The following is a 22,644-nucleotide window of genomic DNA, read 5'->3' as shown; positions in this document are numbered from 1 at the left end:
CCAATGGAGAACGAAATGTTTAGGAAAACCACGCTGAAAACGGTCTGCGCTCTGGCAACCGCCAGCCTTGTTCTGTCTGGCTGTGCCAGCAATATCGATAACGTTAAAGGCAAGCCTAGCGTTTACGAAGATGTGTCCACCACCGGCAGTGTGGGAGGGGTAGGCATCGAGAGTCAGGATGTGGTCGCCGTAACTGACAAAATGATGCGCGACATGCTGGCTAACCCTCTGCTGACCGGTCGTTCAACACCGCCACGCATTATTATCGACAACGAGTACATTAAAAACGAAAGCACGTCGGTCGTGAATACCAACATGCTCACCGATCGTCTGCGCATCGAACTAAACCGTGCTGCCAATGGCCGCATGATCTTCGTTGGTCGCCACTTCTCAGACATGGTCCAGAAAGAACGGGACCTGAAACGTGACGGCACCGTAGATGGCGGAACCATTCGCAAGACTGCGGCACAAGCCGGCGCAGATTTCCGTCTGGGTGGCCGGATTTCATCACTGGACGCCATCGACCGCAACACCGGTACCCAGTCCCGTTACAGTCAAATTAGCTTTGAAATGGTTGATCTTGAGCTCGGCACCATCGTGTGGAGCGGTCTCTATGAAATGAGAAAGGCAGCCCGTGACAATGTGGTCTATCGATAATCGTTTCTTGAAGCCTGCAATGGCCATGGCCATTGCAGGCACGTTGGTAGGCTGCGCAAGCGGCCCCAAGGTTTATGACCGCGCCGAGCTTGCTCCTTCGGAACAAGCTCTGGTGGCCAGCAAGCCGGCGCCGTTGCGTGCAGATTTTCAAAACCTGTTCGAAGAAGGCTCACGCAATAAAGTACTGAACCTGATGGAAATCGGTGTCAAAGCTTACCGGGCCGGCTACAAAAGCGAGGCTAAGAACACCCTCACTCAAGCTCGACTTGAAATCGAGAACGTTTACGCCGACACCGATTCCGCCAGAAAAGCACGAAGTATCTGGTACGAAGAAGCCGAGAAGGACTTTAAAGGCGAACCTTATGAACGGGCCATGGTGTACTTTTATCTTGGCCTGATTTATCTGGAGGAAGGCGACTACGGTAACGCCCGGGCAAGCTTTTTGGCTGGCCTGCTGCAAGATGCTTTCGCCGAAGAGGAACAGAACAGCGCCGATTTTGCTTTGTTACTGTACTTAGCGGGCTGGTCAGCACTGCAGATGGGTAGCGAGCAACTGGCCCAGCAACATTTCGAAGAGCTCAAGCTGTACCGCCCCGATGCCCCAATCCCGAACGCCACCGACAATGCCTTACTGATTGTTGAAACCGGCCACTCACCTCGAAAACTCGGCGATGGCGTCGGTCATTATCAGCTGGTGTACCGCCGAGGTAAGAATTTCAGAGATGTTGGCGCGGAGGTCCGCGATGGCGAACAGTGGTCTGCCGTATACCCTATGGAAGATATTTTCTTTCAGGCTTCAACCCGGGGTGGCCGGGCCATTGACCGAATTGTTGAAGGCCAAATTCAGTTCAAGGAAAACACCCGGGCTGTTGGCTCCGCACTCAGCACGATCAGCCAGGACAGCATGCTGGCTGGCGCTGGTGCCGCTGCCGGCGGGGTAATCGGCGCCGGTTTCGCTGCGGTAAGTCTGATCAGCGTAGCTGCTGACGGCCTCTCAGCCTCGGCCAATACCCGTGCTGACATACGTTATTGGGCCGGGTTGCCCGATACCGTACACGTACTGCCTGTCACCGCTACCGACGGACAATCCGTCACTGTCCGTTTTCTGGATAAGCACGGGCACCAAATCCCGGGGCTCAAGGACTCAACAGCGTTCACGTTTGATGGTCGCGGTGCAGGTTTGGCCTTTGCCACCTCGCGCCGACCAAGCCAAGGAGCAATACAATGAACTCTATCGTTAAGACATTTACCGCAGCCGTCATGGGGTTGGGCTTACTGGCGGGTTGCACCAACTTGCCTTCGGATAGCACCCGACTCACCGAACGCACCGCACCGATTACCATGAACTCCGTGGTGTTTAGCGACTACAACCTGAGCCGTACATGGGATGGCGGTATATTTGGCGATGGTGAACGCTACCGGCTCACCGTGACACAGCACGGCCAACGGGCAACAGCGACAGGCACCACCGAGGTTTATGCCGTGCTTCGTAACCACACCGACTATGACTATCAGGTCGAGGCACGCACGCAATTTTTCGATCAAGACGGTGTACCCGCCGACGTTAAACCGACCTGGCAACGTCTTACCGTTTCGGCGAACAGTCTTGCGACTTATCGTGAACTGTCCACCTCCACGCAACCCCTGCAATACCGCGTGGAAGTACGGGAGCTGAACTAATGAAACGTCTGGCCATGGCACTTTGTGTGCCACTGCTGGCGCCGGCTCTGAGTGTTGCAGCCAGCAACAGCCACGAGGCAGCGCCGATGATGGCGCCTGCCCAAAAACCCCTGACCGAGAGTGATCTGCAAGAAGAACTCTTCGCACCTCAACGGCAAGAAAGCGCAGAAGACATCCTCAAACGTTTCAGAGCCTCCTATGGCAGCAACATGCCAAGAGTGGCCGTGTTCTGGAACCGGGCTTTCGATGATCAGGTAAGTGACTGGAGTAGTAACAGCCGAAGCGTCGTATCGGCACGCGGCACTCTTAAAGGTGAAATCCCCGACGGCAAAGTCAATTTACAGAGCGCAAATCAGGCGGCGGCTCAATCAGAATACCGCTCAAACCGGAACAGGGGAGCTGCCAGCCCTGCCTTTGAGTTGCAAAGCGGTTTGGTCAGCCAGCTCACGGAGGCCGGCGTGACCGTCGTCGACCGCGATGCGATCATGAGGATTACTGATAACACACTGGAAACCGGTGATTTTTCTCGATTATCCCCGGATCAGCGCCGCCTTGAAATGCGAGCTCTCGGTGAACACGCAGATATGTTGATGGTCTTTAACCGCTTAACCGCGCGCGCGTTCGAAATTGAAGTACTGGAAGTTAGCAGCGGCGCCATTAAGGCCATGCTCAGTTCCAACGGAGTCCCTCCTGAAAAACAGAAGGCTTACCAATGGAAAGCAACCGATCACGGTTTCCAGAAAATAGAGCAAACCGTGACCCTGAGTGAAATCGGCGAGGAACTCGCGCTTCAGACGCTGGCAAAAGTAACTCGCTAAAGCTCTTTTTAACGGGAAAAAGGCTACATAACTTTGCAAATAAAACCTGTTTTATGGCTGCTTCCGTTAGCCGCTGCTTTGAGTGGTTGTGCGAGCGCTCCTTCGGACCCCGCGCTGATGAATTCATACCAGCGCACAGAAGCCAGGCTCACTCTTTGTATTCGACATACCCCTGTGGGTGAAAATATCCGGATTTACCCCAAAAAAGCAGCGGTAACCTATGTCCCCGATTCGTTCAATTACACTTGGTTGTGTCAAGACGAATGGCATGCCTTTATACACTCCGACGTCAGCAGCCATCCGATCGCCGAAGCAGATAAACCCGGCGACGGACTGATCGGAGCCTCTCTTAAAAAAACAGAGGAAGGGACCTTTATAACTTGGCTGGCACCGGATGGTCCTGCCCTTGCCAGTGGCGCACTGTCCGAGGGTGATCAGATCCTTGCCATGCGCCCCTCGCCAAACGAGCCAGTGCTCCCAGTGAACGACCTGGCGTTACGTGAGTTAGTTTGGATGATTCGCGGCGCCCCCGGCTCAGACGTTACGCTGACGATTCTACGCCCCGGCGAAGATTCACCCAAGGACGTCACGCTCACGCGAGCGCTAGGCACGGAAAAAAGCTATCTCGCTATGCAACAGCATCATGCTGAGATGAAACGTCAAGCGGAAGCTGAATCTCGTAAAGAGTTGGTCATCCAAAACAACACCGGCCAGTTCATGAGCCCATACACCAGTGACGGTGTCACCGCTGAGTGGGTCAACAAAGCAATAAATGCCAACATTGGCGCGACGACGGGCAGTGCCGTGGGAGCGGTAGCTGGCGCCTATGCGGCCAACAAAGTGCTGGAGTCCGTTCCCTTTGGCAGTTTCCTCGGCGGCATGATTGGTTCAAAAGTCGGCAAGGAAGTAGGGCGCAGTACTGCCATTGATAGCATTGGTGGCTGGGAGTACGTCCGATCAACATCCGACATGAGCTTCCGCTCACTTGCGGATATGGCTCGCTATCTTAAAGCGGAGCATGGCTCGGACCCCAACTTCGACGAAGTCATGAAGGCCACTAGTCAGATCTACCCCGAGTTCGCCCCACTTCTGGCCTACTCTCAATAATTAGCACCTTCGGAGCGACTGGCGAGCATCTTCGTCAGTCGCTTATCTTTCGCCTGCCAGATTTCGCCCAACCAAGTCTTCATGTTCTGACGGTGCTCGGCATCGTTGGTGTAATCCCGTCCGTTCAGATGTTCGGGGATATTCTGGGTTCGGATATCGATCCGGATTTCAGGCACCTGGCCGCACAGGAAACCCCAGAAAGTGGGCGCGCCGTTCGGATAGGCAATCGTCACATCCACCAACGTTTCGATGGAATCACCCATCGCATCCAGCACGAACGCGGCACCGCCGGCCTTAGGCGTCAGCAAGTACTGATAAGGTGAATTTTGCTTGTCGTGTTTGGCCTTGGTAAAGCGGGTGCCTTCGACAAAGTTCATCACGCTAACCGGGGTATACCGGAACTTCTCGCAAGCCTTACGAGTGGCCTTCAAATCCTCGCCACGCTTTTCCGGATGCTTGATCAGGTATTCCCGGGTGTACCGCTTCATAAACGGGAAATCGAGCCCCCACCAAGCCAGACCAATCACCGGCACCCAGATCAGCTGCTGTTTCAGGAAAAACTTCAGAAACGGTGCCCGACGATTAAACACGCGCTGCATGGCGAATATGTCTACCCAGCTCTGATGGTTACTGAGCACCAGATACCAGCTTTCCCGCTTCAGGTTGTCGGCGCCAATCACCTGCCAGTCAGTGCTTTGGGTCAGCTTCATCCAGCCCGTGTTACACGCCACCCAAGATTCGGAAATCCAGATAATCAGCTTGGTACACAGCACCCGGAAGCCTTTATGGGGAATCACCAGTTTTAGCAGTGCCGGGATATACAACAGCACACACCAGAACACCGTGTTGATCGCCAAAAGAATGGAGTTGATGACACCGATAAGAGGAGCAGGCAGAAAACTGAGCATGATGGTCCTGTTTTGATTCTTGTCGCCAAAAGAAACGCCATCATAGCAATCGACGGCGCCCTTGGGCAGTGGCTGGACGTGGCCATTTCGCCGGTACCGCATGACAACTTCGCCATGGACTGAATAATGATTCAGCCTTACGCTTGAGGTCATCCTGAATCTAGCGCACCAACGGACAACCTATGTTTAAGCCACTGAAGCTTGCCCTCAACACGGCATCGGACCTCTCCCGCCAAAGCCGCCACTACGCTGGCAACGCCTTCGATCGCGTTTTCAAGGCAGCCAGCCTGGTACAAGCCGGGCAGACACCGTTTGAAACCTTGTATACAAACGGACTCGTCAGCCTTCGTTATTACCCACCGCTGGAAGACGATTCGATTGAGTTAGAAGACACAATCGTCCCGGTCGAACGGACAACTCACAAAACCCCCATTGTCATCATTCCACCTCTGGCAGTGAACATGCTGATCTACGACCTGTTCCCGACGCGCAGCTTGGTACGCTTTCTCCGGGCCAAGGGCTTTGAGGTTTATTTGATCGATTGGGGCATACCTCAGCGGGAACATACCCACTACAATCTGCACACCTACGTGGCCGAACTACTACCCGACTATCTGAACCGCGTGCGCGAACACAGTGGCGAACAAGAACTATCGCTGCACGGTTGGAGTATGGGCGGCATGTTCACCATGTTTTATTCGGCCCTGAGCCGGGATCAGCACATTCGCAACGCCATTGTGGTCGGCCTCCCCATCGACAGCCATGCATCCGGCGTTCTCGGCATGATGTACCAGAAACTTGCCGATATTTCCGGCGCGGTATACCGGCACACCGGCTTCCACATCCACAAAGTAAAACCCCACTGGTTCCACACGCCGGGTTGGGCCAACACAATCGGTTTTAAACTCTCCAACCCCGTTGGCAGCGCGATGGGCTACTGGGAGTTGCTGGTACGCTTGGGAGACCGTGAGTTTGTCACCAACCACGCTACCACCTCAGCGTTCTTGGACAAAATGGTGGCCTACCCGGGCGGCGTCATTCAGGACACCCTGGTTCGGGTCTGGATCGATAACCAGCTGGCGAAGGGACAAATTCAAATCGGCGAAGACTTTGCACGTTTGGAGAATGTGAACGCCAATCTTCTGGCCATCGCTGGACAGAGCGATACCCTGGCGACACCCGGCGCGGCCAAGCGCATCATGGACCACGTCAGCTCCGGGGATAAAACCTTCCGGGTCGCGCCCGGCGGGCACATGGGCATTCTGGCCGGCAGCAAAGCCCCGAAAGCCAGTTGGCTGGAATTGGCGGACTGGCTGGCCGCCCGTTCTAACTGAGCCTTCGGCGCTGACCGCCATGAGCGGTGCCCCGTGACTTTCGGGGCACCCTCCCCTAAAATCCAATCGATGAAATCCGTTGATATATTAAATCTCGACCTGCGCTCGCTGGCCACCTTCATTGCCGTGCTGGACGAAAGTAGCGTATCCCGCGCTGCCGTTCGCTTAGGCGTCAGTCAGTCTGCGGTCAGCCACACCCTGGACCGCCTGCGCTTGGCTTTCGGCGACCCGTTGTTTGTTAAGTCAGGGCGAGGCATTGTGCCCACGGACTACGCACTGCGAACCGGCCCGCACATTCGCCATCTGCTGGATGACCTCCGTACCCTGCCCTCAGGCCCTCCCTTTGACCCGGCAACCGCCGAGTTCAGCTTCACAATTGCCGCCAACGACTACCAGCGGGATTTACTGCTTCCGGGCTTAGTGAAGATACTTCGTGAGCAGGCACCGGGCATTCATTTGCAAGTCATTCCCTCGGGCATCCCCAACCCCGACATGCTCAGAAAGGAAGCCTGTGATCTGGTGATCAGCCCGCACGCACCCGAAGCCACCGACATCATGCAACGCGGCTTGATGGCCGATCGCATCGTCGTGTTCTACGACCCGAACATACGCGAAGCCCCCGTAGGCATGGACGATTACGTTAAAGCCGACCACATCACCGTGCTGTTCTCCACCGGCGAAAAACCCGTTCTGGACAGCACTCTGGATACCCGGGGCGTTCAGCGCAGGAACACGGTGACGGTGTCTAATTTCTCGGGCTTGCCCGAACTGTTACGAGGCACCAGCATGCTCGCTTCGGCGCCCGAGCGTATGAGCACCCAGCTGATGCGTGATTTCGCCTACGTGCCGCTGCCGTTCGAATACAACCCCTTCACCCTGCTGATGCTTTGGCACCGCCGACACCAAACCGACCCCGCCCACCGCTGGCTTCGCAACCAGGTTAACTCCGTCGCCGCCACCATGAACGGCCTGAACGACTAATCAATCGATTTCATTCATATATCGAATGAAAATCTGACCGTTATTTTTTTTGGCGCATCCCCCTAGACTTCACCACCTCAGCAGATGGCAAGTGTGGGAGGTGTCCTTTCACGCTCGTCTCTCAAACATCAACGTGGCGCCTTGAATCGCAATGCTCGCACTGACAAGTATCTGGACAACTATATTACTGGCCGCTGCCGTTGCCCTCGCACCCATGGCAATCGACATGTATTTGCCCGCTTTCCCTCAAATCGGCAGCGACTTTGGTGCGGACACCGCTCAAGTACAGTTAACACTGAGCATTTACATCGCGGGCTTTGCCTTCGCCCAGTTAATCTGCGGCCCACTGGCGGACCGATTCGGACGCAAACCCATCATGATTGGCGGCATGTTGATATTCGCTCTGGCCAGCATTAGTTGTGCACTGGCGACAAATATCGAAATGCTGCAACTGTTCCGCTTTCTACAAGCCCTTGGTGGTTCCGCAGGGCCCGTACTCGCTCGCGCCATCGTAAGAGACGTTTACACCCCAAGAGACGCAGCAAAAATTCTCGCCATGCTGGCCGGCATGATGGCTCTGGCCCCCGCCATCGCCCCTACGCTGGGCGGCTCTATCGTTGCCATCTTCGATTGGCATTGGATCTTCATCGTCATGGCCGCCTACGCCCTGATCATGGTTGCCGTCATCGCCATCGGCATCCCCGAGCCCTTGCGACCGGAAAACCGCCAGCCGTTACGACTGTGCAGCCTGTTGCGCAACTACCGGCTGATCAGCACCGATCCAACCTTTATTGGTTACGCCCTGACCAGTGCAGCCATCTATGGCGGCCTATTCGCTTACCTATCCGGTTCTGCCTTCGTGCTGATTGACGTCTTCGGCGTAGCCCCGGAACACTTCGGCCTCTATAACGCGGCCACCGCTGCTGGCTACGTCATCGGTAACATTGCCTCCATCCGCCTGGCGAGCCGGTATACACCCGACCAAATCCTGAGGTACGGCCTGTTCGGCAGCCTTGCCGCGAGCGTTATTATGACTCTGCTGGCCTACGGGCAGGTCTATAACCCATGGGCCGTCATTCTGCCCCAAGCCGCCTTTATGGCTGCACTGGGCATGATTCTCCCCCAAAGCATGGCCGGGGCACTGGCCAACTTCCCGAAAATGGCCGGTTCCGCCTCGGCCCTGCTCGGCTTCACACAAATGGCCGCCGCTGCCACTGCAGGCGCTCTGGTCGGCCACCTGCACGACGGCACTCCCATAGTCATGGCCATCATCATCGCCGCCTGTGCCGCTTTGGGCTTATTGGCCTACCAGCTTCTCGTGCAGCGTTATCCTGCGCAGGACTTCGAGGCGCAGAGAGCAGGCTCACAAAACTGAGGGGATCCGCCGATCTAAAACACGTGTCTGTGCATAAGGTTTGATCAGGGTAGGCTTTTAATACCCCGTCTAGTAAACAACAAGGATGAAAACTCATCCGATTTAAGCTAAACAGGGTAAGTACACAACCTCAAAACCATAAAGGGAGCAACACATGCCAAACAACGTCACCCTCGACGGAAACCCCATCGAACTCAGCGGCACCTTCCCAAGTGCCGGCGACAACGCCGCCCCCTTCACCCTGACCAGCAGCGGTCTGGAAGAAGTAAAGCTCGAAAACTGGGCCGGCAAACGCAAAATCCTTAACATCATCCCGAGCATCGACACCGGTGTCTGCGCTGCCAGCACACGCAAGTTCAACGAAAAAGCCGGCAGCCTCGAGAACACCGTCGTCCTCGTCGTCTCCGCCGACCTTCCCTTCGCGGCTTCCCGCTTCTGCGGCGCAGAAGGCCTGAACAACGTAGAAACACTCTCAACGTTCCGCAACTACAGCTTCCAGCAAGACTACGGCGTAGGCATCCAAAACGGCCCCCTCGCTGGCCTTTGCGCCCGTGCGGTTGTGGTTCTGGACGAAAACGACAAAGTTATCCACAGCGAACTGGTGAGTGAAATCAAAGACGAGCCAGATTACGAGGCTGCGCTGAAAGTTCTCTAATCGATTGAAAACAGCTGCACCCTAGCTCGCGCACCGGGGAAATATACTCCGGTGCCGAAGCATCCGTGCAGGGAGGGCCTTCCAAAAATGTGCGCAGCCATGGATGGCGTCACAGGGACGTGCCGAAGGAGCGTTTTTTGGAAGGCCCTCCCTGCATGGCTGCATGCACCATTAGCACGACTGGCCCTAACCACTGGCATGCCCCCCAACAAGACCTGTTAGAATCGACCCCAAATCCAGATCCGAAGGCCCCAAAACCAACGTGCAACAAGCCCTGCAAAACGCCTCCCTAGGCCGCCAGCTCTACCACATGACCTGGCCCATGCTGTTCGGCGTCCTCTCACTGATGACATTCCAACTCACCGACAGCGCCTTCGTCGGCCAACTCGGCCGCGACCCACTCGCGGCTCTGGGCTTCACCGTCCCCATGCAACAACTCGTCAGCGGGATGTACGTCGGCCTGGGCATCGCCACCACCGCCATCATCTCCCGCACCTTGGGCCAAGGCGACAACCAACGCGCACAACGCCTGGGCGGCCTCGTGATCGCCATCGGCGCCGCCCTCGCACTGATCTTATGCATCTCAGTGTGGCTGCTACAAACCCTGATACTCGACCTGCTTGGTGCCGACGACACCCTGCGCCCGGTTATCCGTGAATACTGGGCACCCTGGCTCACCTCCGCCTGGGTCGGCGCCATGGTGTATTTCAGTTACTCCATCAGCCGCGCCAACGGCGACACCCGATTACCCGGCTACATGATGATCGCCACCAGTCTGCTCAACATCGCACTGGACGCCCTCTACATCTTCGTTTTCGGCTGGGGCCTGCCCGGTGCAGCCTGGGCCACCATCACCGCCTTCAGCATCGGCGGCCTGGTCATGTACCCGATGCTGCTTAAACGCCAGTGGCTCCGGTTTGACTTACTCCAACTGCAATTACTGAAAGCCACCAAACAACTGGGCGGCATCATGGCGCCCGCCATGGTCAGCCAACTCATGCCACCACTGGCCGCGATACTGGCCACCGCTCTGGTCGCCGGATTTGGTTCAGCCGCCGTAGCCGCTTGGGGGCTAGGCACCCGACTGGAGTTTTTCTCCATCGTAGTCGTGCTGGCACTCACCATGTCCATGCCCCCCATGGTCGGGCGCTTGCTGGGGGCCGGAGAAATCGACCAAATCCGCAAACTGGTGCGCATTGCCGTGCGGTTTATCATCGGCTGGCAGCTGTTCATCGGACTGGTCTGGCTTGGCGCTTCCGGCGTGGTGTCTACATTGTTCAGCTCGGACGCCAACGTACAAGAAGTACTGGTCAGCTACTTGCTCCGCGTACCGTTGAGCTACAGCGGTTTGGGCGTGTGCATACTGATGGTCTCCATCAACAACGCTTTGGGCATGTCGATGCGGGCATTGCTGATCTCGGTACTCCGGTTGTTCGCCTGCTACCTGCCCCTGCTCTGGCTAGGTTCACAGATCGGCGGACTACCCGGGCTGATGACCGGGGCGCTGATCGGCAACCTGCTCGCCGGCATCATGGCCTACAGCCTGTACCGCCAGGGTCAGAAAGCGCTGGCATGCTAACGCTTTCTGAACCGACCTTACAAGAAGCTAATAAAGCCGTAAGGAACAAAAATAATGACCGAATTTTAGTCAGTTACAAACAGTCCTTTTGAATAGCCGGAATCCACTCCGGGCTTGAGCATTGTCAGCTCATTACACCTATGCCAGCCTGATTACCGAGCTACATTGCTCGATAGCACAGCAACATTGTTTTACTTGGAGCTAGAGGCCGTGACCTTCTCAAAACGTCACTCCGAGAACCGACACGGACCAACGGTATAGGGTTAAGAAACACCTGCCCCTTTAGCTCAGAATTCATGCAATTATTTTCGAGACGAGGATAAGGTTATGAATAACGACATTCTGGAAGGCAACTGGAAACAGCTGAAAGGTAAAGTGCGCGAACAATGGGGTAAGCTGACCGACGATGACGTTGATGAGATCGGCGGCAAAAAAGACAACTTTATCGGCAAGCTTCAGGAAAAATATGGTCTGAAGAAAGACGAAGCCGAGCAAGAGTGGAACAAACTCTCCAACTGATCATTATCTCCGCTCCCAGATCCCGAACCGATGGTGCGCCCCGCGCCATCGGTTGCCCGCCCACTAAACCCTCTGATTACGCAAACCGCTCGCGAAAGCTCTCGGGCATTGGGGCGACTTCACGTGTTTTGTAGTTGAAGAACACAAAACCATATTTCGCCTTGGCAACGGGCTGATCACTATCCGCTTTGCTCACTCGGAACACGAAATCCCCACCGTATTTGTTGAAATCCATCAATCCTACTTCGAAGCGCAGCATGTCCGGGTAAAACGACTCGTTCTGGTACATGGTGGCGAGATCGGTGACGATGATGCCGATGCCACTTTGATCGGTTTCTGCAATGCCGCTATCCACCAGGAACTGCGCTCGGGCTTCGGACAGCATAGATATCAGGGCATCGTTGCCCAGATGGTTGGCACCGTTAATATCGCTGATTCTGACGGGAATTCGGGTTTCAAAGCTGAAGGCATCGTCTGGAAAATCCAGTTTGATTCTTGCCACGGTGGTTTCCTGTTTTAAGATCGTTTTAACGAGCGTGCATCATACCCTTGCGCATGTGACTTCTCATCCTGTACCTGTATCGGGTATCTTGGCTTCTGCTCCTGCGTCCTATCTCAGGAGTAGGTAGGGCTTGGGGGAAGGCTTTCCAAAAATGTGCGGAGCCACGGATGGCGGAGCAAAAGCGTCACATGGGTTCAGCCGAGCGCTTTTGGAAAGCCTTCCCCCAAGCCATACCGGTAACCTATGCACGTCCCGAAAATAACGAAAAGAGTGATCTATGAGCATTCGTCCTGCGGCCACTTTGGCTCTGACTCGTGATAGCGAGAACGGTATTGAAGTCCTCCTGCTGCAACGCACTTGGGAAGCGATTTTCCTGCCCGGTTATTTTGTCTTCCCCGGCGGCGCCGTAAACGAACAGGAGCCCGAATGCCGGGATCATGCCATCGGTGTGGAAGACTCTGCCATCAGCCAGACCATGAGCTTGGTTGAAGGCGGCGGCGTGGATTACATGCTGGCAGCGGTTCGGGAATGTTTTGAAGAATCCGGAATTCTGCTGGCGCTCGATAAAACCGGAAAACTGGTCGGTGCTGACCACCCTGTGCATGGGGATCGCGATGCGTTGTTTCAGGAAAGGATATGCCTGGCAGAGCTATGTCAGAAGCATGAGTTAACCTTGCCGCTGGACCACTTGGCGTACCTGAGCCATTGGGTGACACCACCGGGGCCGCCCCGTCGGTTTGATACCCGGTTTTTTATTGCCGCAGCGCCCGACGGGCAAATCGCCAGCCACGACGGCTCAGAAACCATCGATCATGTCTGGATTTCACCGGCGCAGGCATTGGCTGAACACAAAGCCGGGCAACGGTTGTTAGGACTACCGACCATACGAACCTTACGCGTGCTGTGTGACTTCAACACGACCTCCGAGTTGATGCGATACGCTCACGCCAATCCGCCAGAGCCCTTCCCGACCGACCCGTGGCCGGCGATTCGCAAGGGCCAGCCGGTACTTCTGGAGCCTAACGCTCCAGCCTACGAGGAGGCCGTGAAGCTGGACCCGGAAGGGGCCGGTACGGTGCAGGCCCAGATTACGCCGGGCGAACCGGTTGAGGTAGCCGCCGGAGTAATCAGGCTGACTGCGCCGAACCCGGGGATGATGACCGGGCCCGGCACCAACACATACATTCTGGGCTTTGAGCGCTTTACCGTGATCGACCCCGGGCCCGCCAATGCGGCTCACATCGAACGTATTCTCGAAGTTACCGGCGGTGCGGTGGATCAGGTGGTGGTCACCCATACTCACCACGACCACTCGCCCGGTACCCAACTGTTAAAAGAACACACCAATTGCCGGGTATTTGGTTGGTCGGCGCCAGAAAATGCCGGGCAAGACACCGCCTTCAGTCCGGATGACATCCCCGAGGATGGAGAACTGATTGCGACGGAAGCCGGTGTACTGAAAGTTCTGCACACCCCCGGCCACGCCTCGAATCACCTCTGTTATCTGCTGACGGATCAGGATTTGCTGTTTTCCGGTGACCACATCATGCAAGGCTCAACGGTGGTCATCAATCCACCGGACGGCGATATGAAAGCTTATGTGGAATCGCTGTACGAATTGCTGGAAGAGAAGGTTCAGTTCATTGCCCCGGCACACGGGTTTCTGATGGGACAACCCGAGTCGGTGGTGGATTATCTGATTACCCACCGCCTGTCACGGGAGCACAAGGTGTTCCGGGCACTGGAAGCGCTGGCTCCGGTTAACCTGAAAAATTTGACCGCGAAAGCCTATGACGATGTGCCTGCGGCAATTCACGGGCTGGCAGCCCGCTCGGCGTTGGCACATCTTCTAAAATTGGAAGCCGAGCACAGGGCATTCCAGAAAGAGGATCTCTGGCATACCGTAGGCCCGGCTTAACCGCCGGGCTATTTTTTAGCAATCACCCAGACCGCGTGAACAATGCCCGGAATGTAACCAAGAAGGGTCAGCAAGATGTTGATCCAAAAATGTTTTCCGATGCCTACCTGTAAAAATACGCCTAGTGGCGGTAACAAAATAGCAATCAAAATTCGCAAAAGATCCATACAGTTCTCTCCTTAGTCTCGGTATAACAGTATCTATGATCACAAGATAGTTCAGTTATACACAATCAGCTGTCTGAATGCGGCGCCGAATTATGAAAACGGCATTACAGCTTCTTCACAGCCGTATTCATTAGTCGCTGCGAGCCCTATCCTAGGGCCGTTTGGTCAAAGTACTCGAGGATTTATGCTGTTTCAACGTCATCACAACCGCACCACCCACACATGGTTCACCTGTTTTTTCCTGTCACTGACATCGGTGGGCGCGGTGGCTGATAGCCAACATGCACAGGCGGATTCCGAACCTCCGGCTGCTTTGGTTGCGCAGCTGGCCGAAGACGAAAGTGTTGAGGATGTCGTTCATTCCGAGCCCCGGCACGACACCCAGAAGGAGGCAGCGCCCAAAGCCAAAAAATCAGCCAAGCCCGAAACAACAAAGGCCGCTGAACCGGAAAATCAAAATAAGCCCACATCAGAACCCTCTGCTACCCAACCCAAGCAGCCGCGGAAAATTGCACCCAATGTGGACCTGAAAGAAGTCGCACCGATGCCCGAGCCCGAACCGGAGCCCGCGCAAGACGAGGCAGCAACAACCAAAACCGCAGAGCCTCAGGAGCAAGCTCCAACGCCGGAAAGCGAATCAGAGCTGGCTGAAGCCGAGCCCATTCCCTCGGAAACCTTTGCCATACTTGGCAAAGAAGTGCTGCCCGGTACCTCGACTCGTCTTGCCTGGTCTCCAAATATCCAAATAGCCGGCCTGTCCCAGATCACACCCGTTCTGGTGGTCAACGGCGCCCACGCCGGACCCACCCTGTGTCTGACCGGCGCGGTCCACGGTGACGAGTTAAACGGCATCGAAATCGTGCGTCGTGCCATGTACGACCTCGACCCCGCCAAACTGAGTGGCCAAGTCGTCGGCGTACCCATCGTGAATCTCACCGGTTTCCAGCAGGGCACCCGTTACCTGCCCGACCGCCGTGACCTGAACCGTTATTTCCCGGGTCGACCCGATGGCACCTTGGCCGACCGAATCGCCCATTCCCTGTTCAATAACGTCATCCGTCACTGCGACATGCTGGTGGACATTCACACCGGGTCGCTCAAGCGCACCAACCTGCCCCAACTGCGCGCCGACATGAACAATCCGGAAGTGGCTGAGTTTACCAAGGGTTTTGACCGCATGGCGGTGGTGCACAGTTCGGGCTCTGAAGGCATGTTACGAACGGCCGCGGTTAACGCGGGCATCCGTGCCGTGACGCTGGAAGCCGGGGAGTCTCTGCGCATTCAGGAGCACCAGATCAAAGCCGGTGTGAACAGCCTGAACAGCCTGATGGAAAAGCACGGCATGATCTCCCGGATGTTTGTCTGGGGTGATCCTCAACCGGTGTACTACGACTCCCTCTGGATTCGCACCCAGCACGGCGGCATTCTGTTCAGCGAAGTGGCTTTGGGCGATCGCATTTCCGAAGGCGAGATTCTCGGTTATGTGTCTGACCCCATCACCAACGAGCAGTACCCGATTCGCTCCAACGCTAACGGCCGTGTCATCGGGATGGCCGTCGACCAGGTGGTGATGGCGGGGTTTGCCGCCTACCACGTTGGTACCGAGGCAGAAGTTCCGGGAGAGTAGTATGCTAGGCGTTTAATGCAACGGGCCTGAAGGAATGGACGTGGCTGCAGAGAACGCCAGAATCGTGTCCCGAACACCGGGGCTGGCCTACATCGGTTTAGTACTGACGCCCCTGTTCTGGGCCGGTAACGCGGTGGTCGCTCGAGGAACGGTGGACAGCATTCCCCCGCTCTCCATGTCGTTCTGGCGCTGGATCATTGCCCTGTGCATTTTGCTGCCTTTGGGCCTGCCCGGCATCTGGCGCCACCGGCGGGTGATTCGCCAGCATCTCGGCTCCATGCTGGCGCTGGCCACCTTCAGCGTGGCCGCGTTCAACTCGTTGCTGTATTACGCCGCGTTGACCACCACCGCCACCAACATTGCTTTGATCAACGCCACCATACCCATTTTTGTGGCGCTGCTCGCCTGGTTGCTGCTGGGAGACAAAACCCGCCCTCTGCAGGCGTTGGGCATTGGCTTGGCCATTTTGGGCATTCTCACGGTGGTGGCCCAAGGTGATCCGGCCGTTCTGATCAACCTGCAAGCCCAACCCGGGGATTTGATTATGGTGGCGGCAGTGGCCAGTTGGGGGCTGTTTTCGGTACTGCTTCGGCGCCAGGCTGTACCGCTGCCACCGCTAACCTTTCTCACCACCCAGATTTTGCTGGGCAGCTGTGTGCTGTTTCCGTTCTATCTGATCGACTTATTGTTCTTTTCCGGCGGTTTCACCTGGTCTGGCAGCACCGCTTTACCGCTGCTGTACTTCGCCATCTTCCCCGGCATTCTGGCGTATGGCTTCTGGAATTACGGCGTGCAGCAGATTGGCCCCGCCAAAGCGGCTATTTTCATGTATCTGGTGCCGGTGTTTGCCTCGATTCTAGCCAGCATTTTTCTGGATGAAGCGCTGGGCGGCGCCCATCTGATTGGCGGTGCGCTGATTCTGTCCGGGCTGCTGCTGGCAACCCGGGTGGGCCGACGCCCCCCGGTTTAGCCGAGATAGCGCCACCTCAACGCTCCGCCAGGGCCACCTCCACACGGGCCAGCACCTGTTCCAGAACCACCCGCGCGCAGCCAATGTTCAGCCTCATAAAACCGCTGCCCGGCTCGCCAAAGGTAATACCAGGGTTCAAACCAACACCCGCCTGCTGCACAAAGAATCGTTTCAGCCCGGCATCGTCCATCCCCAGATCCCGGCAGTCCAACCACATCAGATACGTGCCTTCCGGCGCGGTCACTCGGATACCCGGCCAACGCGAAGCGACCTGCTCCAACACATAGTCCCGATTGGCTTGCAGATAACCCATCAGCTGATCCAGCCACGCTCCGCCATGGCGATAACCGGCTTCAAAGCCTGTCACACTGAACGGATTGCATTGCGGCAGGTGCAGGGAATCAAACACTGCCTTTATCGCTCGGCGACGCTCCGGGTCGGGAATCACCAGTGCCGACAACCCCAAACCGGGCATGTTGAAACTTTTGCTCGGAGCAATGGCGGTCACCAGAGCATCCCCCTCACCCGCCAGCCGGGCCAGCATGGTGTGAGCGGGTTTGTCCGGGTACACCAAATCACAATGGATCTCGTCGGTCAGCACCACCAACTCATGCCGGCGCGCGATCTCAAGAACCGCGTTCAGCTCGGCCTCAGACCACACCCGGCCAACCGGATTGTGAGGCGAGCAAAACATCAGAATACGAGCGTCCGGCCGAGCCGCGCATTGCTCAAGATGGTCCAGGTCCATGCGGTATTGGCCGGTCTCGGGGTCCTGAACCAACGGGTTCTCGATCACCGTTCGGCCGCTCTGCTGCACCGAGCTGAAAAAGGGTGGATACACCGGCGGCTGGATGATCACGCCTTCACCGGGCGCGGCATAGGCCATACAGGCGGCATGAAGCGACGGCACTACGCCCGGTGCCATCAGAATCCAATCTTTCTCGATACGCCAACCGTGGCGCTCGGAAAACCAGTCAATCATTGATTGGTAAAGGCTGTCCGGGAAAATCGTGTAACCGTAAACCGGATGCTCAGCCCGGGCCTTCAACGCCGCTGTCACCGCCTCGGGAGCGGCGAAATCCATATCCGCGACCCATACCGGAATCACGTCGTCACGGCCAAACACCGCCTTGCGCACATCAAACTTCACAGAAGCGGTGTTTTCCCGCTTTATCGGCTGATCAAAATCCATAGGCTCAGTCACTCTCCATTGACGCTACCAACAGCTACTTGTCGAAACCGGTCAGACTTGCGAACCTGCCTAATTTCAACACAGTCTGCACCGGAAATTTTATGATCGCCCAAATACTAGCCACTATGCTACCCGTATTCCTGATCGCCGGCTGCGGTGCATTGTACGGACGTTACCGGACCCCGGACATCCAGGGCCTGAACCTGCTCAACATGGAGCTTTTTGTGCCCATGCTGGTGTTCGCGGTATTAGCCGACCAGCAAGCGCCCTTGCAGGACTATGGCTGGCTGGCACTGGCAGCAACCGTGGTGGTGCTGGGTTCAGGCCTTATCCTGTACCCGTTAGCCCGGGTGCTGGAGCTGAACCTGAAAACCTTCCTGCCACCGATGATGTTCAACAACTCCGGCAACATGGGCATTCCGTTGCTGGTACTGGCCTTCGGCGAAGCGGCGCTGCCGGCGGCCATCGTGCTGTTCATTGTGGAAATGCTGCTGCATTTTTCCGTAGGCCTGTACATGCTGGACCGGCATACCTCCGTGCTGAAACGCCTGCGCCAACCCATCGTCTTTGCCAGCATCGCCGGCCTTGCGGTGAACCTCAGCGGCGTGGCCCTGCCCAGCTGGTTGCTTGAGGCCCTGAACATGCTGGGCGGCGTGTGCATTCCGCTGATGTTGTTTGCCTTAGGGGTGCGCATGCTGGACGTGGACTTCAGCGACTGGAAGCTGGGCATGATCGGCGCCGTCGCCTGCCCCCTCAGCGGCCTGGTGCTGGCGTGGCCGTTAATTGCCCTGCTCGACCTTCCGGGCTTGCAAGTAGCCGCATTCTGGGTGTTTGCAGCCCTGCCTCCGGCCGTTCTGAACTACATGGTGGCCGAACAGTATCGCCAAGAGCCTCACAAAGTGGCATCGCTGGTGCTCATCAGCAACCTCGGCAGTCTGGTGGTGATGCCTATCGTATTGGGACTGGTGTTTGCGGCTGGTTACCTTTAGGCAACTTGCAACAACGCTTTTTATGGCCGATGGTTAGAATTCAGTTTGCTGATTTCGTAACCGGTACGGAGGTCTTCCCTTGAGCGTTCTGCTTCTTGTTCTCAGTGCGTTGGTGCTGATTTACTTCAGTGTAGGCGGGAAAACCGCTGCGATCGTGATGTCCGTAGCCACCCTGGTCGGCGTAGCGCAAGACGATTGGCACATCCTCAGTTTTCTAATCGGCGGCCTGTTACTGGCACTGGCCTTGCTGATCGTAATCCCCAGCAAACTGCGCCGGGAAAAACTCAGCCGACCTCTACTCGGCTGGGTTCGAAGCCGCCTGCCCAAGCTTTCATCCACCGAAGAAGAAGCCCTGAAATCCGGTTCGGTAGACTGGGACGGCGAGCTGTTCTCCGGCAAACCGGAATGGAACAAGCTGTTGGACGCCGCACCGGCGCACCTCACGAGCGAAGAGCAAGCGTTCCTCGACGGCCCGGTGGAAGAACTGTGCAAGATGCTGGATGACTGGCAGATCACCCATGAAAATTATGATTTGCCCGACAAAGTCTGGTCGTTTATTCGAAAGAACGGCTTCTTTGGCTTGGTAATCCCCAAAGAAGACGGCGGCAAAGGCTTCTCCAATACCGCCCATTCCGAAATCGTCATGAAAATTTCCACCCGCAGTGTGTCGGCCGCGGTCACCGTGATGGTGCCTAACTCTTTAGGCCCGGGCGAGTTGCTGATGCACTACGGCACCGATAGCCAGAAACAACATTACCTGCCCCGCCTCGCCGGCGGCGAAGAGATTCCCTGCTTTGCCTTGACCTCACCGATCGCGGGCTCCGACGCCGGCGCCATCCCGGACAAAGGCATTGTCTGCAAAGGGGAATGGAACGGCGAGGAAGTGATGGGCCTGAAGGTGACTTGGAACAAGCGTTATATCACGCTGGCTCCGGTGGCCTCTCTGATAGGCCTCGCCATCAAGGTTTACGACCCGGAACACCTGCTCGGCGAACAAGACGAGATCGGCGTGACCTGTGTGCTGGTGCCCCGCGATACCGAGGGCGTGCACGCAGGCACTCGCCACCTACCAATGAACACCGTCTTTATGAACGGGCCCACTTGGGGAACCGAGGTGTTCATTCCTATGGATCAGGTCATTGGTGGACAGGACATGCTCGGCAAAGGCTGGACCATGTTGCTGGAATGCCTGTCCATCGGCCGGTCAATCTCACTGCCCGCGCTGGGCACTGGCGCCGGCAAACTGGCCAGTCTGGCCACCGGCTCTTACGCGTTCACCCGGGAGCAGTTTGGCCGCACCATCAGTCAGTTCGAAGGGGTTCAGGAAGCTCTGGAGCCCATCGCTGGCTACACCTACATGATGGATGCCGCCCGCTTGCTCACCGTGGGTATGCTCGACCGGGGTGTTCGCCCAGCGGTGCCTTCGGCGGTCTTGAAGTACCGCAACACCGACCTGATGCGCGAAGTCATCAACCACGCCATGGACATTGTGGCGGGCCGTGGTGTCATCACCGGCCCTCGCAACTTCCTGGCCCGGGCCTACCAAGCCGTGCCCATTGGCATCACCGTGGAAGGCGCCAACATTCTGACCCGCAGCCTGATGATCTTTGGGCAAGGCTCCATTCGCTGCCATCCGTTCATCGTTGATGAAATCGAAGCGGCCGGTATGGAAGATGAGGAAGCCGCGAGCGAGAAATTCGACAACATTTTCTACACCCACCTGGCCCACACCACCCGAAACTCTTTGCGTGCGTTCGTACTGGGGTTAAGTAAGGGCTGCTTGGAAACGGCCCCCAGACAAGGTGAGATCCAACGCTATTATCGCCAGCTCGGGCGCTTTTCCGCCGCCTTCGCCATGATGACCGACGTGACGCTACTGACCGTAGGCGGAGGCTTGAAAGCCCGGCAGCGGCTGTCCGGCCGCATGGCTGACTGTCTGGTGCAGCTGTACTACGCGACCGCCGTTATCAAACAGTGGCACGAAGAAGGGTATCCGGAGGATCAACGCGACTTGGTGGAATGGAGCCTGCAAACCTGCCTGCATGACCTGCAAAATTCCATGCGCGAAGCCATCATCAACTTCCCGGTCCCCGCACTTCGCTGGCCTTTGCGAATCCTGGTCTTCCCGCTCGGCGCGACGGGCCTGAATGGCCCGAACGACAAGCTGGGCGCGAAAGTGGCTGCGACCATCGTGGACGACACGCCCGTTCGTGAACGGGTGAGCCGCGGCACCTTCACCACTCAAGACCCAGACGACCCGTTAGGGCGTGTGCTGAATGCCTACCGACTGGCCAACGAAACACACGAGATGCGCCAGCGTCTGCACGAAGCCATTCGCAACCGCGATGAGGATGAATTGGATGGCATTGCCCTGCTCATGGGCCACCAGCGCAAAGAACTGGTGGACTGGGCCTGCGCTCAGGGCATTGTGACGGCCGACGAGTGCCCGAAACTGGAAGAGGCCCTGACCGCGCTGTACGACGTGATTCGAGTCGATGCGTTTGAGGCCGATGGCCTGAAGTCTCTGGCTAAAACTGCCAAGGGCAAACGAAAAGTGGTAGAAAGGCCCAAGAGAAAGCACTAACCCTTGATTGAGGGGCGTTCACTCGCCCCTCAAGCCACCCCGGATAGCCTCATCCACCAACCAGCGCCGCAAGGTCTGGATTCCCCGCTCCCGCCGACGACTGGTCTTCCAGGCGAAATAGAACTTGTCCCCGGTTACCACCGCATGAGCCGGCAGCCGAACAAAATCCTCTGAGTCCTTACGGGTACTGAGCATGTAGTCGTTGGTCAGAGCGATGCCCTGATTGAAGCGCGCCGCCTCCAGCGCCAGCAACATATGACTGAAGTGCTGAACACGAGTACCGCTCGGCAACGACTGATCCACCGCACGGAACCAGGCGTCCCAATCACCGGCCTGCTTGTCGAAAATGCTGTGGGTCGATAACAGCGGAAACCGGGCTATCTGTTCGGGCAAAATTGCCAGCTCGCCACGGGCGTCGGGCTCCGTGTCCCAGCCCATTTCCCGCCGTATCCGCTGCCAATAATCCTGACTGCACACCGGGAACAAGCGTTCGGTGTACAGATGTTCGTAACTGTATGCCGGAGCCGAGGTGAAAATGGTGATGAAGCAATCCGCCACCCGGTCTGACAACACCGGATTCTGACTGCTCATCTCCAGTGCCAGATCAATCTGCGGGTGCAAACGCTGCAACTCGGGCAAGCGGGGCACCAGCCAGCGCACGGCAAAAGAGCTGAACACCGACAACCGCAACCGCGATTCTTCATGCCCCAACAACTGCTCACTGGCCCGCTCAATCTGCAACAAGGCCGAACCAATGGCATCAAAATACTGACGGCCTTCATCAGTCAAAGTCACCATGCGCCCCGAACGCCAGAACAACGACTCACCGAGATAGCTTTCCAGCTGCTTGATCTGATGACTGACGGCACTTTGGGTAATCGACAGCTCATCGGCTGCGGCGGAAAAACTGGTCAACCTGGCAACAGCTTCAAACACCGGCAGGGCTTTCAGGGGCGGAAGTCTCATCTATCTAATTTTCTAATAGCTAGTGAATAATGATCATTTTATCGGATAGTAAATCATAGATAGGCTTATGTTCACAGGTCACCGGGGGATTCAGCCCCTTTTCACGATTCAACGAA

The 22,644-nt window shown here is 56.7% G+C and carries 21 protein-coding genes; 16 read left to right on the top strand and 5 right to left on the bottom strand.

Going from position 1 to position 22,644, the window contains the following annotated elements:
* Positions 1-15: 15 nt before the first annotated feature.
* From VOI14_RS02505 to VOI14_RS02485, 5 genes are all read left to right on the top strand, one after another.
* Positions 16-657, top strand: coding sequence for a penicillin-binding protein activator LpoB (locus tag VOI14_RS02505; RefSeq protein WP_323750453.1), 642 nt, complete (start codon positions 16-18; stop codon positions 655-657).
* On the top strand, positions 641-1,885 hold the full coding sequence (locus tag VOI14_RS02500; protein WP_323750615.1) for a hypothetical protein: 1,245 nt from the start codon (positions 641-643) through the stop codon (positions 1,883-1,885). Before VOI14_RS02505 ends, VOI14_RS02500 begins: the two co-directional genes overlap by 17 nt.
* Positions 1,882-2,337, top strand: a complete 456-nt coding sequence (locus VOI14_RS02495; RefSeq protein WP_323750452.1) for a YcfL family protein — start codon at positions 1,882-1,884, stop codon at positions 2,335-2,337. The genes VOI14_RS02500 and VOI14_RS02495 overlap by 4 nt, the downstream gene beginning before the upstream one ends.
* Entirely contained in the window at positions 2,337-3,155 is an 819-nt protein-coding gene (locus VOI14_RS02490) for a hypothetical protein (protein WP_323750451.1), read from the top strand. Before VOI14_RS02495 ends, VOI14_RS02490 begins: the two co-directional genes overlap by 1 nt.
* A 117-nt stretch (positions 3,156-3,272) precedes the next feature.
* On the top strand, positions 3,273-4,262 hold the full coding sequence (locus VOI14_RS02485; protein ID WP_323750450.1) for a S41 family peptidase: 990 nt from the start codon (positions 3,273-3,275) through the stop codon (positions 4,260-4,262).
* Here VOI14_RS02485 and VOI14_RS02480 read toward each other — a convergent pair.
* Positions 4,256-5,170, bottom strand: a complete 915-nt coding sequence (locus VOI14_RS02480) for an acyltransferase (protein ID WP_323750614.1) — start codon at positions 5,168-5,170, stop codon at positions 4,256-4,258. The two genes, VOI14_RS02485 and VOI14_RS02480, sit on opposite strands and share 7 nt — an antisense overlap.
* A gap of 182 nt (positions 5,171-5,352) precedes the next feature.
* Between VOI14_RS02480 and VOI14_RS02475 the strand changes: the two genes are divergently transcribed.
* From VOI14_RS02475 to VOI14_RS02450, 6 genes are all read left to right on the top strand, one after another.
* On the top strand, positions 5,353-6,504 hold the full coding sequence (locus tag VOI14_RS02475; protein ID WP_323750449.1) for an alpha/beta fold hydrolase: 1,152 nt from the start codon (positions 5,353-5,355) through the stop codon (positions 6,502-6,504).
* A 69-nt stretch (positions 6,505-6,573) separates the two neighbouring features.
* Positions 6,574-7,485, top strand: a complete 912-nt coding sequence (locus VOI14_RS02470) for a LysR family transcriptional regulator (RefSeq protein ID WP_323750448.1) — start codon at positions 6,574-6,576, stop codon at positions 7,483-7,485.
* Positions 7,486-7,636: 151 nt separating this feature from the next.
* Positions 7,637-8,860, top strand: a complete 1,224-nt coding sequence (locus VOI14_RS02465; RefSeq protein ID WP_323750447.1) for a Bcr/CflA family multidrug efflux MFS transporter — start codon at positions 7,637-7,639, stop codon at positions 8,858-8,860.
* Positions 8,861-9,014: 154 nt separating this feature from the next.
* A complete protein-coding gene (tpx, locus tag VOI14_RS02460; RefSeq protein ID WP_323750446.1) occupies positions 9,015-9,515 on the top strand; it encodes a thiol peroxidase in 501 nt (166 codons plus the stop codon).
* Positions 9,516-9,777: 262 nt separating this feature from the next.
* Complete coding sequence (locus VOI14_RS02455; RefSeq protein ID WP_323750445.1) at positions 9,778-11,094, top strand: MATE family efflux transporter; 1,317 nt, start codon at positions 9,778-9,780, stop codon at positions 11,092-11,094.
* A gap of 327 nt (positions 11,095-11,421) precedes the next feature.
* Positions 11,422-11,613, top strand: coding sequence for a CsbD family protein (locus tag VOI14_RS02450; RefSeq protein WP_323750444.1), 192 nt, complete (start codon positions 11,422-11,424; stop codon positions 11,611-11,613).
* A gap of 76 nt (positions 11,614-11,689) precedes the next feature.
* On the opposite strand, the gene VOI14_RS02445 is transcribed toward VOI14_RS02450, so the two are convergent.
* Entirely contained in the window at positions 11,690-12,115 is a 426-nt protein-coding gene (locus VOI14_RS02445; RefSeq protein ID WP_323750443.1) for a thioesterase family protein, read from the bottom strand.
* A 277-nt stretch (positions 12,116-12,392) separates the two neighbouring features.
* Here VOI14_RS02445 and VOI14_RS02440 point away from each other — a divergent pair, with 277 nt between their 5' ends.
* Positions 12,393-14,033 (top strand): MBL fold metallo-hydrolase, encoded by a 1,641-nt coding sequence (locus VOI14_RS02440; protein ID WP_323750442.1) that lies wholly within the window; start codon positions 12,393-12,395, stop codon positions 14,031-14,033.
* An 8-nt stretch (positions 14,034-14,041) separates the two neighbouring features.
* On the opposite strand, the gene VOI14_RS02435 is transcribed toward VOI14_RS02440, so the two are convergent.
* Complete coding sequence (locus VOI14_RS02435; protein ID WP_091998138.1) at positions 14,042-14,200, bottom strand: YqaE/Pmp3 family membrane protein; 159 nt, start codon at positions 14,198-14,200, stop codon at positions 14,042-14,044.
* Positions 14,201-14,384: 184 nt separating this feature from the next.
* Between VOI14_RS02435 and VOI14_RS02430 the strand changes: the two genes are divergently transcribed.
* Positions 14,385-15,827 (top strand): succinylglutamate desuccinylase/aspartoacylase family protein, encoded by a 1,443-nt coding sequence (locus VOI14_RS02430; RefSeq protein WP_323750441.1) that lies wholly within the window; start codon positions 14,385-14,387, stop codon positions 15,825-15,827.
* 40 nt (positions 15,828-15,867) lie between these two features.
* On the top strand, positions 15,868-16,797 hold the full coding sequence (locus VOI14_RS02425; RefSeq protein ID WP_323750440.1) for a DMT family transporter: 930 nt from the start codon (positions 15,868-15,870) through the stop codon (positions 16,795-16,797).
* 16 nt (positions 16,798-16,813) lie between these two features.
* Here VOI14_RS02425 and VOI14_RS02420 read toward each other — a convergent pair whose 3' ends face one another.
* Entirely contained in the window at positions 16,814-17,989 is a 1,176-nt protein-coding gene (locus tag VOI14_RS02420; RefSeq protein ID WP_323750439.1) for a PatB family C-S lyase, read from the bottom strand.
* A gap of 101 nt (positions 17,990-18,090) precedes the next feature.
* Between VOI14_RS02420 and VOI14_RS02415 the strand changes: the two genes are divergently transcribed.
* Together VOI14_RS02415 and VOI14_RS02410 are read left to right on the top strand one after the other, a co-directional pair.
* Complete coding sequence (locus tag VOI14_RS02415; RefSeq protein WP_323750438.1) at positions 18,091-18,978, top strand: AEC family transporter; 888 nt, start codon at positions 18,091-18,093, stop codon at positions 18,976-18,978.
* Positions 18,979-19,057: 79 nt separating this feature from the next.
* Positions 19,058-21,562 (top strand): acyl-CoA dehydrogenase, encoded by a 2,505-nt coding sequence (locus VOI14_RS02410; RefSeq protein WP_323750437.1) that lies wholly within the window; start codon positions 19,058-19,060, stop codon positions 21,560-21,562.
* 18 nt (positions 21,563-21,580) lie between these two features.
* Here VOI14_RS02410 and VOI14_RS02405 read toward each other — a convergent pair whose 3' ends face one another.
* Positions 21,581-22,528: a LysR substrate-binding domain-containing protein gene (locus VOI14_RS02405; RefSeq protein ID WP_323750436.1), complete on the bottom strand. Its 948-nt coding sequence runs from the start codon at positions 22,526-22,528 to the stop codon at positions 21,581-21,583.
* Positions 22,529-22,644: the final 116 nt, after the last annotated feature.

Source organism: Marinobacter sp. (assembly GCF_034669625.1).
Classification (GTDB): Bacteria; Pseudomonadota; Gammaproteobacteria; order Pseudomonadales; family Oleiphilaceae; genus Marinobacter.
Note: the sequence above shows the minus strand (reverse complement) of the source record. Positions and strands in the feature narration are given on the sequence as shown.